The sequence below is a fragment of the Micromonospora sp. NPDC005298 genome (assembly GCF_040607375.1).
In the GTDB taxonomy this organism is placed as follows: Bacteria; Actinomycetota; Actinomycetes; order Mycobacteriales; family Micromonosporaceae; genus Micromonospora.
Genome location: NZ_JBEXGP010000002.1, coordinates 636,929 through 649,898 on the forward strand (window position 1 = coordinate 636,929; position 12,970 = coordinate 649,898).

The 12,970-nt window shown below is 73.5% G+C and carries 10 protein-coding genes and 2 pseudogenes; 5 read left to right on the plus strand and 7 right to left on the minus strand.

All coding sequences use genetic code 11. From position 1 onward, the window contains the following. Nucleotides 1–1,128 carry a sulfite oxidase gene (locus tag ABZS77_RS07660; protein ID WP_354818808.1) on the minus strand — a complete coding sequence of 376 codons (1,128 nt, stop codon included), beginning with the start codon at nucleotides 1,126–1,128 and terminating at the stop codon, nucleotides 1–3. Between the two features lie 129 nt (nucleotides 1,129–1,257). Further along, entirely contained in the window at nucleotides 1,258–1,890 is a 633-nt protein-coding gene (locus ABZS77_RS07665) for a class I SAM-dependent methyltransferase (protein WP_354818811.1), read from the minus strand. A gap of 142 nt (nucleotides 1,891–2,032) precedes the next feature. Here ABZS77_RS07665 and ABZS77_RS07670 point away from each other — a divergent pair. After that, nucleotides 2,033–2,629: pseudogene (locus ABZS77_RS07670) on the plus strand (M23 family metallopeptidase); the annotation flags it as partial. A 3-nt stretch (nucleotides 2,630–2,632) separates the two neighbouring features. Here the strand turns inward: ABZS77_RS07670 and ABZS77_RS07675 are convergent. The 5 genes from ABZS77_RS07675 to ABZS77_RS07695 form a co-directional block, all read right to left on the minus strand. After that, nucleotides 2,633–3,814 carry an aminotransferase class V-fold PLP-dependent enzyme gene (locus ABZS77_RS07675; RefSeq protein WP_354818814.1) on the minus strand — a complete coding sequence of 394 codons (1,182 nt, stop codon included), beginning with the start codon at nucleotides 3,812–3,814 and terminating at the stop codon, nucleotides 2,633–2,635. A 44-nt stretch (nucleotides 3,815–3,858) separates the two neighbouring features. Continuing rightward, nucleotides 3,859–4,968, minus strand: coding sequence for a tyrosine recombinase XerC (locus ABZS77_RS07680; RefSeq protein ID WP_354818817.1), 1,110 nt, complete (start codon nucleotides 4,966–4,968; stop codon nucleotides 3,859–3,861). Nucleotides 4,969–5,250: 282 nt separating this feature from the next. After that, nucleotides 5,251–6,468 carry a DNA-processing protein DprA gene (gene dprA, locus ABZS77_RS07685; protein ID WP_354818820.1) on the minus strand — a complete coding sequence of 406 codons (1,218 nt, stop codon included), beginning with the start codon at nucleotides 6,466–6,468 and terminating at the stop codon, nucleotides 5,251–5,253. Beyond that, nucleotides 6,465–7,985 (minus strand): YifB family Mg chelatase-like AAA ATPase, encoded by a 1,521-nt coding sequence (locus ABZS77_RS07690; protein WP_354818823.1) that lies wholly within the window; start codon nucleotides 7,983–7,985, stop codon nucleotides 6,465–6,467. Before ABZS77_RS07690 ends, dprA begins: the two co-directional genes overlap by 4 nt. A gap of 30 nt (nucleotides 7,986–8,015) precedes the next feature. Beyond that, on the minus strand, nucleotides 8,016–8,375 hold the full coding sequence (locus tag ABZS77_RS07695) for a YraN family protein (RefSeq protein WP_354818826.1): 360 nt from the start codon (nucleotides 8,373–8,375) through the stop codon (nucleotides 8,016–8,018). A 178-nt stretch (nucleotides 8,376–8,553) separates the two neighbouring features. Here ABZS77_RS07695 and ABZS77_RS07700 point away from each other — a divergent pair. From ABZS77_RS07700 to pyrH, 4 genes and pseudogenes are all read left to right on the plus strand, one after another. Continuing rightward, a pseudogene (locus tag ABZS77_RS07700) lies at nucleotides 8,554–9,643 on the plus strand (hypothetical protein). A gap of 516 nt (nucleotides 9,644–10,159) precedes the next feature. Next, nucleotides 10,160–11,077 (plus strand): 30S ribosomal protein S2, encoded by a 918-nt coding sequence (rpsB, locus tag ABZS77_RS07705; protein ID WP_354818829.1) that lies wholly within the window; start codon nucleotides 10,160–10,162, stop codon nucleotides 11,075–11,077. Between the two features lie 134 nt (nucleotides 11,078–11,211). Continuing rightward, nucleotides 11,212–12,039 (plus strand): translation elongation factor Ts, encoded by an 828-nt coding sequence (gene tsf / locus ABZS77_RS07710; RefSeq protein ID WP_203179044.1) that lies wholly within the window; start codon nucleotides 11,212–11,214, stop codon nucleotides 12,037–12,039. Nucleotides 12,040–12,197: 158 nt separating this feature from the next. After that, entirely contained in the window at nucleotides 12,198–12,965 is a 768-nt protein-coding gene (gene pyrH, locus ABZS77_RS07715; RefSeq protein ID WP_151490294.1) for a UMP kinase, read from the plus strand. Nucleotides 12,966–12,970 lie beyond the last annotated feature (5 nt).

The following is a 12,970-nucleotide window of genomic DNA, read 5'->3' on the forward strand; positions in this document are numbered from 1 at the left end:
TCACTCGGCCGGCACCACGACCTCGACCCGCTGCACCAGGTTGTTGGCGAACCCACCCCGGTTCCACGGCTGCTCGACCGGCTGCGTCCGCCCGGACGCGTCCGTCGCCCGCGCGCCGAGCACGTACCGGCCCGGGGTGGCGGTCCACTCGTACCGCCACCGCCGCCAGGCGAAGTCCCCACCGTCCGACGGGTCCAACTCGGCCGACACCCAGCTCTGCCCGCCGTCCGTGGTCACCTCCACGGCCACCACCGGCGCGTGCCCCGACCAGGCCCGACCGTCCACCGTGCACGGCCCGGGCCGCAGCACCCGGCGGCGGGACATGAAGTCGGGGAAGCCGGGCGGCCTGACCAACGCGCGGGGCTCGATCCGGGTCACCGGCACACCCGGGTCGTCGGCATCGCCGCGGAGCCGGTACGCGACCGCGTTCTGGTAGCCCTCGAACGGCTCGGTCCGCACCTCGATCGAGTGCAGCCACTTCACGTGCGCCATGCCGTACCAGCCGGGCACGATCAGCCGCAGCGGGGCACCGTGCTGCGGCAGCAGGGGAGCGCCGTTCATCTCGTACGCCAGCAGCACCTCGTCGCGCAGCGCGTCGGCCACCGGCAGTGCCCGCTGGTAGTCCTGCTCGATCCCGCGTTCGACGCCGTGGTCCGCGCCGGTGAAGACCACGTCGACCGCGTCCGGCCCGAGACCCGCGTCGCGCAGCAGCGGCGCCAGCGGCGTACCCGTCCACTCGGCGTTGCCGACGGCCTCCACGAGCCACGGCTGGCTGACCGGCCGCGGGTGCAGCAGCGCACGGCCGTTGCCGGCGCACTCCAGGGTCACCTGGTGGGTGAGCCGGGGACGCTCGCGCAGCTCGGCCAGGCTGACGGTCAGCGGCCGGTCGACCGCCCCGCCGACGGTCAGCGCGTGCGTGGCCGCGTCCACGTCCGGGATGTCGTAGTGGATCAGCAGGTAGTGCAGCCCGGCCGGGGTGACGTCGTACCGCAGCGCCTCCAGGGGGATGCCGTGGTTGCGGGCGGCCAGCTGCAACTCCTCCGCGCTGATCGCCTCGTCCGGCCCGGCGAGCCGGGACGGCTCGCTCACCTCGTCCAGGGTCGGCATCCGGTCATCGACACTGGTCATGCGAGGGCCTCCCTGGTCCGGACGGCGGCGGCACGCCGCACCGGCCCAGCGTAGGCCCTCGCCGTCGACGCGGGCACGGCCCGGCAGCCGGCCGGACGGCCCCTGACCGCCGGTCCGGCCGACGCCGGTTCAGTCGGGCAGGAAGCGGAACATCGTCACGCTGGAGGGCAACGGCCGGGAATTGCCGACGAGCCGGTGTACGCCGACGCCGACCCGGTGCGCCGGGGTGCTGAGGGCGACCTGCGCGAAACCCTCCCGCGCGAACCAGTCGCAGATGGTGGGGACCAGATCGGGCTCGCCCCGGTGCCGGGTCCAGATCACCGTGCCACCGCCCGCGCAGAGGGCGGCGCAGTGCCCGACGATCGCCCGGACGTCGTGGTCCGACACGTTGCCGAACACCCCGCAGAGCAGCACCAGGTCGGCGGGGACCAGATCGGCGTACGCGTCGGTGGACGCGGCGTCGCCCAGCACCACCTGGACGCCGGTCAACCCGGCCGCCCGGACGGCGTCCTTCGCCAGTGCGACGTTGCGAGGGTCCAGTTCGACGAGGCGGGCGGTCACGTCGCCCCGGCGGGGGTGCGTGGCGAGCACCGGGATGAGGTCCCGCCCCTGCCCGGCGCAGGCGCTGACCACCCGCAGCGGCCCGGTCGGCGCCCGATCCAGCGCCGCCCGGACCTGCTCCCGCACCTCGGCCAGCCGGGCGGCCAACGCCGAACCGGGCCGGTCGTAGTCGTCGTGCCAGGAGAGCCAGTCCTTCGTCATCGACACAATCTAGGCACGTCCGGCCGCCGCCCGACATAGCAGATCATCGACCGTTCCGGTGCTCGTCCACAGCGCCCCCGGTTGTCCACAGCCCCGTGCGGTGGGGTGGCGGGCGAGCCGGCCGTGGCCGGAGGCTGCCGTCATGCAAGCGTCATCCGGCCGCCGGGCCGGCTCGATCAGCCGCACCGTCGCGCTTCGCGTGGCGGTTCCACTCGCGCTGGCCGCGTACCTCTGCGGGGTGGCCGTGCTCGTGGTGGCGACGCCGGGCCGCCCGCCGCCACGGGCGCTGCCGGCGTCCTCCACCATGGACCTCGTCACGGCGCGGTTCCGCTGGCCACTCGACGGTCCGCCGGCACCGGTCCGCCGATTCGACCCGCCGCCCCGGCCCTGGCTGGCCGGGCACCGAGGCGTCGACCTGGCCGCCCCGCCCGGAGCGGTGGTCCGCAGCGCCGGGCCGGGCACCGTCCTCTTCGCGGGCCTGGTGGCCGGCCGCCCGGTGGTCACCGTGGGCCACACCGGCGGGCTGCGGACCACCCACGAGCCGGTACGCCCGACGGTCCGCGCCGGCCAGCCGGTCACCGCCGGTGCGCCGCTGGGCGACCTGCTGCCGGGGCATCCGGGCTGCCCGGCCGAGGCGTGCCTGCACTGGGGGCTGCGCCGGGGCACCGAATACCTGGATCCGCTGGCACTGCTCGGCCTCGGTCCGGTGCGACTGTTCCCGGTCGGCGGTGGACTAAAGCCGTCAGCGCTGGGCGAGCAGGGCCGGCAACCGCACGGCCAGCCGTTCGTACTCGTCGGCGGTGTTGTACACCTGACCGGCGAGCCGCAGCCACCCCCGGCCGTTCCAGCCGATCACGGCCACCTCGGCGGCGAGCCGTTCGCCGATCCGGGTCTGCAACGCCCGCGCAGCGTCGATTGTGGTGGCGATACCGGCGGGCAGCGGAATGAGACGCAGGGACACCCCCGGTCCGCCGGGGTCGGGCAGCTGCGTGGGGGGCACCCCCAGCGCGTCCCCCACGACCCGCTGGCCGTACGCGGCGAGCGCCGCGTTGTGCGCCCGCACCCGGTCGACACCGAGACTGCGCAACGTGAACAGGCCTGCGGGGGCGGCCAACCAGGACGTGTAGTCCAGGGTCGCCTGCCACTCCACCCGGGCCGGGTAACCGGCGTCCTGCTCCCAGGAGACCACCAGCGGCTCGATCCGGTCCCGCCACTGCGGGGCCACCGACAACAGGGCCGTCCCGCGCGGCGCGAACCCCCACTTGTGCAGGTTGCCGGCCCAGAAGTCGGCGCCGATGCTGCTCACCGTCGTGGCGATCATGCCGGGGGCGTGCGCGGCATCCACCAGGACCGGAACACCCTGCTCGTGGGCCACGGCGACGATGGCGGCGGTCGGGAAGAGCCTGGCGGTGACCGAGGTGAGCTGGTCGATGACGAGCAGCCGGGTCCTTCCCGGCCGCAGGCCGGCCCGGATGGCCTGGACGATCTGCTCGTCGCTGTCGGCCAGGGGGATCGGCAGGACCCGGCTGACCGCCCCGGTGCGCCGGCACTCCCGCTGGATGGCCAGGCTCACCGCCCCGTACCCGTGGTCGGTGGTGAGCACCTCGTCACCCGGTTGCAGGCCCACCGACTGGAGCACCACGGCGACACCGGTGGTGGTGTTGCCGACCAGGGCACTGCCCTCGGGGTCGGCGCCCAGGAACCCGGCGAGGTGCCGGCGGGTGTGCGCGATCCGGTCGGCCAGCCCCTGCGTGAAGAAGCGCAGCGGGTTCGCCTCCATCTCGTCTCGCAGCCGCCGCTGGGCTCGCTGCACCGGGATCGGCACCGCGCCGAACGCGCCGTGGTTGAGATGGCTGACCGCCGGGTCCAGGGAGAAGAGCAGACGGGCGCCCGGGATCGGCTCGGGAGGCTGCGGGACGCTCACCCGATGATCGTAACCGCCGGGCGGTCGCCCTTCCGGCCCGTTGATCAGGCCCGGGGGTGCGCCTGCCGGTAGGCGGCACGCAGCCGTTCCACCGAGACGTGCGTGTATATCTGTGTGCTGGCCAGCGACGAGTGACCGAGCAGCTCCTGCACGGCGCGCAGATCCGCGCCGCCCTCCAGCAGATGGGTGGCCGCGGAGTGGCGCAACCCGTGCGGGCTGGTCCGGGGGAGACCCGCGGCCTCCGCGTACCCGGCGACGACCGCACGCGCGGTCGTCGGGTTGAGCCGACCACCCCGGGCACCGAGCAGCAGCGCACTGCCCGAGTGGGCGCCGACCAGCACCGGCCGGCCACGGAGCAGCCAATCGTCCAGCGCCCGCTGCGCCGGGACCCCGTACGGCACCGAGCGTTCCCGCCCGCCCTTGCCGAACACCCGGATCACCCGCCGCCCGTGGTCGACGTCCCCGACGTCCAGCCCACACGCCTCGCTGACCCGTACCCCGGTGGCGTAGAGCAGCTCCAGCAGCGCCCGATCACGAAGCTGCACCGCGTCCGCGGCTGCCCCACCGGCCGCGTCGCTGGCCGCCGGTGTCGTGGCCGCCGGTTTCGCGGCCGCCGGTGTCTTGGCCGCCTGTGCCGCCGTCGTCGTTGCGGTTGCGGTTGCGGTTGCGGTGGTCGTGGTCCTGGTCGTGCCGTCGCTGGCCGCCGGTGTCGTGGCCGTCTGTCGTCGGGCCGGTGCCTCGACGAGGGCGGCGGCCTGGTCGGCGCGCAGGACGCCGGGCAGCTCCCGGTGGGCACGCGGGCTGGCCAGTGCGGCCCCCACGTCCGTGGGGAGCAGGCCGGCTCGGTGCGCCCAGGCGCTGAACGCCCGGGCCGACGCGGCCCGTCGGGCCAGCGACGTACGGGCGGCGCCGGTGGTCCGCTGCCGGGCCAGCCAGCTGCGCAGCACCGACAGATCCAGCTCGCCCAACTCGACGCAGCCCATCCGGACGGCGTGGTCGAGCAGCGCCACGACATCGGTGACGTACGCGCGGACGGTGTGCGCCGACCGGTTACGGACCCGGGACAGGTGTGCGGCGAAGTCGTCGACCGCGTCGCGCAGCGCCGGCGGCAGCTCCTGGTGGGTGGCCCTGGTGCTCCGGCCAGACCGGCTCATCGCCGACGCGCAGACGGGGGCGGCATGGATGCCCGCCGCACGGCACGCGCACCCCCACTGACTGCTGGCACGGCACCAGCGTACGGCCGAGCGCCCCTCGCCGCCGGCACGCCGATGTCACCTCGGCCTAACGGCGGTTCGACCGCTTGACGAGGAACACGATCAGACCGCCGATGACGATGGCGGACGTGACGAGACAGCACAGCGTGGCGATGTGCCACGGCTTGATCGCACCCATGACCGTGCACCGTACCGGTCCGCCTGCCCGTTCGTCGCCCCTGCTCAGGCGTGCTGCTCGGCCTCGGCCTCAGTCTTGGCCTCTGTCTTGGTTTTGGCGGGCGGGACGAGGGCGTAGCCGTCATCGCGTCGGACCACAATGGACAGCTGTTCCAGCAGGGACAGCTTGCGCAACGCGGTGCGTACGTCGACGCCGGCGCGTCCGGCGAGCCTGTCCACGCCCATCACGCCCCGGCGGGGGAGCGCCTCGAGAAGCGACCGGGAGTCGTCGTCCAGCTCGTCGGTCGGCCGTTGCGGCCCCCGCACCACCGGGGCCAGGTCCGCGCCGATGCGGCCCACCTCCTCCAGGACGTGTGCCACACAGGTCACCAGCCGCGCCCTGGGTTGGTCGCGGAGAAGTTCGTGCGCGCCGACGGACATGGCCGAGGTCACCGGCCCGGGCACCACCATCGCGACCCGGCCGGTGTGGATGGCCCGCCGCGCGGTCTGCGTCGCGCCGCTGCGTGCCGACGCCTCCACCACGACGGTGCCCAGCGTGCCCCCGGCGATCACCCGGTTCCGGATCAGGAACCGGGGCCGCAGCGGGTCGGCACCCGGTGGCCACTCGCTGACCAGCAACCCGGTGTCGGCGATCCGGTCGAAGAGTGCGGTGTTGCCCACCGGGTACGGCCGGTCGACGCCGCACGCCAGCACGGCGACGGTCAACCCGCCGGCGTTCAGGGCACCCCGGTGGGCGGCCGCGTCGATGCCGAAGGCCCCGCCGGACACCACCGTCCAGTCCCGCTCGGCCAACCCGTACCCCAGGTCGGTGGCGACGTGCTGGCCGTAGCCGGTGGACGCCCGCGCGCCGACCACGGCCACCGAACGCTCCAGTGCCTCGCCCAGCGGCCAGCCCCCGCGTACCCAGAAACAGAGCGGTGGCGCAGTCTCGCCGTCCACCCGTCGGGTCACGTCCGGAAGCCGTAGCTTGGCGAGATCACGGACCCGGGTCGGCCACTCCTCGTCGTCGGGCGTGACCAGTCGTGCGCCGAGCCGGTCCGCCCTCTCCAGCGCCTCGGCGGCCACCGCGCGGGCGTCGCCAGCGGACGACCGGGCCGCCACCGTGGAATGCAACCAGCCGTCGGGGCTGCCACCGTCGAGCAGCAGATCCAGCGTCGCCACCGGCCCCAACCGCTCGACCAGTTGGTACACCACCCTGGTGCCCGGTTCAGCCAGCCAGGTCAGCGCCACCCGGGCCAGCCTGCTCTCGTAGTCGGCGCTCACGTCGCCTCCCCCGTTCGTAGTTGGGTCGCCTCCCGGACGTCGTCCAGATCCGGCCGGTCCCGCCCGTCCAGATCCGCGATCGTCCAGGCCATCCGGATCACCCGGTCGAAGCCGCGCGCCGACAGCGAGCCGGAGTCGAGCCGGCCACGCAGCTCGGCGGTGACCCGGGCGGGCAGCCGCCACGGCGGTCGACGCAGGTGCGGGCCGTCCACCTCGGCGTTGAGCCTTCGGCCCAGTCCGCTCCAACGGGTGGCCGCCGCCCGTCGGGCCCCCGCCACCCGGGCGGCGACCGTGGCCGACGACTCGGCGTCGCCGCCGGACGCCATCAGCTCCGCGGCGCGGACCGGCATCAGCCGTACCTGCACGTCGATCCGGTCGAGCAGCGGGCCGGAGAGCCGGCCCAGGTAGCGGCGGCGTGCCAGCGGCGTGCACTCGCAGTGCGCGTCGCCGGACGGCTTCGCGCACGGGCACGGATTGGCCGCCAGCACCAGTTGGGTACGGGCCGGGTACTCGGTGCCGCCCCCACTGCGGCTCAGCTGGATCCGGCCGTTCTCCAGTGGCTGACGCAGCGCCTCCAGCGCGCCCTTGCTGAACTCGGGGGCCTCGTCGAGGAAGAGCACCCCGCGGTGGGCCAGCGACACCGCGCCGGGACGGGCCAGCCCCGAGCCACCGCCGACCAACGACGGGACCGTGGCCGTGTGGTGCGGCGCCTGGAACGGCGGGCGGCGCAGCAGCTGGCCGCCCGGTGGCAGCAGCCCGGCCACCGAGTGCAGCGCGGTCACCTCCAGCGCCGCGTCGTCGTCCAGCTCGGGCAGGATCGACGGCAGCCGCTCGGCCAGCATCGTCTTGCCCGCTCCCGGAGGCCCGAGCAGCGCAAGGTGGTGCCCGCCGGCGGCAGCCACCTCCAACGCGCGCCGGCCCAACTGCTGCCCGGCGACCTCGGCGAGGTCCGGTCCACCCACCTCGGGTGTCGGGGTAGCCTCCGGCGGCTCGATCAGCGGGGTGCCGTCACGGACGAAGGCGACCAGTCGGTGCAGGGTGTCGACCGCGCGGACCCGTACCCCGGGGATGACCGCCGCCTCGGCGGCGTTGCCGGCGGGCACGATCACCCGCCCGACGCCGGCGCGGGCCGCGGCGGCGACCATCGGGAGTACGCCCCGCACCGGCCGGACCGTCCCGTCCAGGCCCAGCTCGCCCAGGATCACCACCCCCTCCAGCGGGAGCAGCGGCAGCTCACCCGAGCCACCCAGGAGTGCGGCGGCGATGGCGAGGTCGAAGGCCGAGCCGAACTTCGGCAGGGTGGCCGGCAGCAGGTTCAGTGTGATCCGGCGGTTCGGCCAGCGTTGACCGGAGTTGACCACGGCGGCGCGGACCCGGTCGCGCGCCTCGTGCAGGGCGGTGTCCGGTAATCCGGAGATCACCACGGCCGGCAGCCCGGCGGCCAGGTCGGCCTCTACCTCGACCAGGTGGCCGGTGACACCGACCAGCCCCACGCACAACACCTTGGCGTAGCTCACGGCGCGTCACCGACCTTGCCTGTGCGCATCTCAGAACGCGCCCTTGAGGTGGTCGACCTGAGCCGGACCGCTGTCGGGCAGCCGTACCGAGAGCACGTCGAACCGCACCTCGTCGGCGGTCGTCCCGGTCTCGGCGAGCCACCGCGCGGCGAGCCCGCGCAGCCGACGGGCCTTGGCCGGTACGACCGCCTCGGCCGGCGTGCCGAAGCCGTCGCCCCGGCGGGTCTTCACCTCGCAGAAGGCGAGCACCGGCCCATCCCAGGCGATGATGTCGATCTCCCCGGACGGGCAGCGCCAGTTTCGGGCGATCGGGCGCAGCCCCGCCTCGGTGAGGTGCCGGGTGGCGCACCGCTCGCCGTACGCCCCGACCGCCTGGTTCCGCTTCGTCATGCCCGGCACGCTGCCCGTCGAGGCGGGCGTGCCGCGACCCCGCGTAACCCTTACCTGTGGACAACAGGCGACCTGTGGACAACCGGACGATCAAGCCCATCCCGTGCTACGACGGACCCGCCACCGCCCATGGTCACGACGGGGGCCGGGTCGCCGGCGGCGGCTGGCCGGGGCCCAAATGGCGCGGCCGCGGCTGGTCGCATACGGTGCCGGACGTGGACGGACGACGGAGCTTTCCCGAAGATCAGGAGTCGCGCTGGTATCCCGACGAGCGGGGTCGCGGCTACGGCGAGGCGGAGTGGCGTGCCGCGGGTGAACCGCGGTACCGGGACGGCGAGGTCCCCGAGCAGCGCGGCGCGGACGGGAGTCGCTACGACGAGGACACCGGCTCCGGACGCCGTCGGGAGCCCGACCCGGGCCGCCTCGGCGCGGTGGACGCCGGTCGCTTCGGCACGCCGGAGCCGGACTCGGGGCGTCTGAGCGCGGTGGACGCCGGTCGCTTCGGGGCACCCGAGCCGGACTCCGGGCGTTTCGGGGCGCTCGACGGCCAGTCGGCCCGCTTCGGTGTGCCCGAGCCCGACTCGGGACGGTTCGGCGCGGTCGACCCGCTAGGTGACGCGCGGCCGGAGGCTGACGGTTACCGGGCGACCCGCTCACGCAGGGCCGATCGGGATCCGTCGGAGATCTCCGGTGAGCTGCCCGGTCGTCGCGCCGCCCGGGAGGCCGCCGCGAACCCGCTGACCACCGCCGTACCGGAGGCCGTCGCGGACGCCCCTCCGGCTACCGGTGTGCTCGCCGAGCAGACCCGGCCCGCCCCGCTCGGCGGGTACCCGATCGTCGAACCGACCCGGGGTGGCGCCGAGACGCCGCACCCGCTGGACATGCCGACCGGCCCGATGCCCGGTATCGGTCCCCGCGTCGAGCTGCCGGTTGGCGAGTCGCCGGCGTACCCCCCGGTTACCGACGGCGTGTACCGGACCCGGCGGCCGGTGCTGGCCGTACTCTTCGCCCTGCTGGTGTTGATCTTTGAGGTTCCGGCGCTGCGGGTGCTGCTGGCCGGGGTGACCGGCGATCCGGTCTCCGCCGGGAACGTGGTGGCGGGCATCGCCCTGGTCGCCGGGCTGCCGATCTTCGCGACCGGGCTGTACGGGCTGCGGACCGGGGGTCTCGCGCTCTCCGACACCGGCCGTGGGTGGCTGCGCCCGCCGACGGCCTACCTGACGGTCGGCCTGGTGCTCTTCGTGGCCGCCGCGCTCGCCGCGGGCTGACCCGCCGCACCCGCTGACCCGGCCCGTCGTGTCTGTTCGAGCCTGATGATCCACACAACAACCAGGAAAGAGTGGCCTCCCGCGCCCCGGAGGCCACTCTTTCCTGGAACCAGCGCGATCAAGCCGCTGGGCCGGGCGAGGAACCGCGATCAAGCCGCTGAACCGGGTGAGTGACCGCGATCAAGCCGCTCGGCCGGGCGAGGAACCGCGACCAACCCGCTGGCCGGGCGAATGACCGCGACCAGCCGGGCGGGCTGGGGGCGAGGGGGCAGGCCGAGGGGCTGGGGCGGCGGAGCAGCACCCGGGGGGTGTCGGGCGGGGGAGGGGCGTACACTGGCCAACTGGCGACCGCCTTGCGCGGTCGACCTCGCGTGCCCTCTTCACGAAATCGTCGTGGAGCGACGGCCTCCCTGGTCCCGATTCTCATCGGGCCCACCATGGGCCGGCGACCAGGCACCAGGACGCCCGGCCACCGGCCGGGCGTGACAACCAGGGATCTTGAGGAGTAACCCAACCATGGCCGTCGTGACCATGCGTCAGCTGCTGGAGAGCGGTGTCCACTTCGGGCACCAGACCCGGCGCTGGAACCCGAAGATGAAGCGCTTCATCATGACCGAGCGCAACGGCATCTACATCATCGACCTGCGCCAGACCCTCGAGTACATCGAGAAGGCGTACGAGTTCGTGCGTGGGACCGTCGCCGAGGGCGGCAGCATCCTGTTCGTCGGCACCAAGAAGCAGGCCCAGGAGGCCATCGCCGAGCAGGCGACCCGGGTCGGCCAGCCGTACGTCAACCACCGCTGGCTCGGTGGCATGCTGACCAACTTCCAGACCGTGTACAAGCGGCTCCAGCGGATGAAGGAGCTGGAGGGCCTGGGTGACCTGAGCGGCACCGCCGCCGGTTACACCAAGAAGGAGACCCTGCAGCTCTCCCGCGAGAAGATCAAGCTGACCCGCACCCTCGGTGGTCTGCGGGACATGCAGAAGCTTCCGGCCGCGGTCTGGATCGTCGACACCAAGAAGGAGCACATCGCCGTCGACGAGGCCCGCAAGCTGGGCATCCCGGTGATCGCGGTGCTGGACACCAACTGTGACCCGGACGAGGTCGACTTCCCGATCCCGGGTAACGACGACGCGATCCGCTCGGCGGAGCTGCTGACCAAGGTCGTCGCCGCCGCCGTCGCGGATGGTCTGATCGCGCGTTCCGGCCGTCGCCGGGGCAACGACGAGAAGCCCGAGGGTGTCGCGACCGACGAGCCGCTGACCGAGTGGGAGCGCGAGCTGCTGGAGCCGAAGAAGGCCGACGAGTCGGCCGCCCCGGCCGAGCAGCCGGCCGCTGCCGCCGCCGAGCAGCCCGCCGCCGCTACCGAGCAGCCCGCCGCCACCCCGGAGCAGGCTTCCACCGAGCAGCCGGCGGCCGCCACCGCGGAGTGACCGCACCGTCGCTGCCTCGCCGTCCGTTTTCGCGGACGGCGGGCAGCGGCGGTACGCCGGGCACGATCCGCCCGGATCCGGGTAACCGGCACCTCTGACCATCCACACGCCGTCTCAACACCGAAGAGAGAGCCATGTCCCAAATCACCGCCGCGGACGTCAAGAAGCTCCGCGACCTCACCGGCGCCGGCATGATGGACAGCAAGAAGGCGCTGACCGAGGCCGAGGGCGACTTCGACAAGGCCGTCGAGATCCTGCGCGTCAAGGGCGCCAAGGACGTCGGCAAGCGGGCCGGTCGTACGGCCGCCAACGGCCTGGTCGCCCACTCCGGCAAGGCGCTGCTCGAGCTGAACTGCGAGACCGACTTCGTCGCCAAGACCGAGTCGTTCATCGCGCTGGCCCAGCAGCTCGTCGAGCACGGTGAGCGTTCCGGCGTGAACACCGCCGAGGAGCTGCTCGCCAGCGAGCTCGACGGCAAGGTCGTCGCCGACCTGATCCAGGAGCAGTCCGCCAAGATCGGCGAGAAGCTGGTCCTCAACCGGTTCGCCAAGGTCGAGGGCACCACCGCGGTCTACCTGCACCGCAAGGCGCAGGACCTGCCGCCGGCCGTCGGTGTGCTGGTGTCGTACACCGGTAAGTCCGACGAGGCGGGCGACGCCGACGCCCGTGGTGTGGCCATGCAGATCGCCGCGATGCGGCCGAAGTACCTCACCCGGGACGAGGTTCCGGCCGAGGTCGTCGAGTCCGAGCGGCGCATCGCCGAGCAGACCGCCCGCGAGGAGAACAAGCCCGAGGCGGCCCTGCCGAAGATCGTCGAGGGTCGGGTGAACGCCTTCTTCAAGGACTACGTCCTCGTCGAGCAGGCGTCCGTCGCTGACAACAAGAAGTCGGTGAAGCAGATGCTGGCCGAGGCCGGCATCGAGGTCACCCGCTTCGTGCGGTTCGAGGTCGGCCAGGCCTGAGCCGCCTCCGGGCGCCGCGCGCGCCCGTGGGCAGGAGACGTCGACGAGGAGGCCGCCGGTGTACGTGACAGCACCGCGGCCTCCTCGTCACATAGGGTCGGCAGGCAGGTTCGCGGTACGCGCCGCACGGGGCGTGCGCGTGGGGAAGGGCGGGGCGGATGACGCAGGTTGTGAGTGACCGGACGCTGGCGGTGGACGATCCGACGGCGCCGCCGCCGGGGCGGGCCCGCCGGGTGGTGCTGAAGCTCTCCGGTGAGGTGTTCGGTGGCGGCGCGATCGGCGTCGACCCGGATGTCGTCCAGGCCATCGCCCGGCAGATCGCCACCGTGGTCCGTCGCGGCGTGCAGGTTTCCGTGGTCGTCGGTGGTGGCAACTTCTTCCGCGGCGCGGAGTTGCAGAAGCGTGGGATGGACCGGGCCCGCGCCGACTACATGGGCATGCTCGGCACCGTGATGAACTGCCTCGCCCTGCAGGACTTCCTGGAGAAGGAAGGCATCGAGACCCGGGTGCAGAGCGCCATCACGATGGCCCAGGTCGCCGAACCGTACATCCCGTTGCGGGCGATCCGGCACCTGGAGAAGGGCCGCGTGGTCATCTTCGGCGCCGGCGCCGGCATGCCGTACTTCTCCACCGACACCGTGGCCGCCCAGCGGGCGCTGGAGATCCGGGCCGACGTGGTGCTGATGAGCAAGAACGGCGTGGACGGCGTCTACACCGCCGACCCGCGGATCGACCCCACCGCCAGCAAGCTCGACTCGATCACCTTCTCCGAGGTGCTGCGCCGCAACCTTCGGGTGGCCGACGCGGCGGCGTTCAGCCTGTGTATGGAGAACGGCCTGCCGATGCTGGTCTTCGGCGCGCAGGGTGACGACACCATCATCCGCGCGGTGGGTGGCGACAAGATCGGCACCCTGATCACCGCCTGACGACT

Excerpts from the sequence above, each read along its gene's own strand:
- pyrH (WP_151490294.1), top strand. The coding sequence starts at position 12,198 with ATGACGCAGGTTGTGAGTGACCGGACGCTGGCGGTGGACGATCCGACG.
- ABZS77_RS07665 (WP_354818811.1), bottom strand. The coding sequence starts at position 1,890 with ATGACGAAGGACTGGCTCTCCTGGCACGACGACTACGACCGGCCCGGT.
- ABZS77_RS07660 (WP_354818808.1), bottom strand. The coding sequence starts at position 1,128 with ATGACCAGTGTCGATGACCGGATGCCGACCCTGGACGAGGTGAGCGAG.
- ABZS77_RS07695 (WP_354818826.1), bottom strand. The coding sequence starts at position 8,375 with ATGACGAAGCGGAACCAGGCGGTCGGGGCGTACGGCGAGCGGTGCGCC.
- tsf (WP_203179044.1), top strand. The coding sequence starts at position 11,212 with ATGTCCCAAATCACCGCCGCGGACGTCAAGAAGCTCCGCGACCTCACC.
- rpsB (WP_354818829.1), top strand. The coding sequence starts at position 10,160 with ATGGCCGTCGTGACCATGCGTCAGCTGCTGGAGAGCGGTGTCCACTTC.
- ABZS77_RS07680 (WP_354818817.1), bottom strand. The coding sequence starts at position 4,968 with ATGAGCCGGTCTGGCCGGAGCACCAGGGCCACCCACCAGGAGCTGCCG.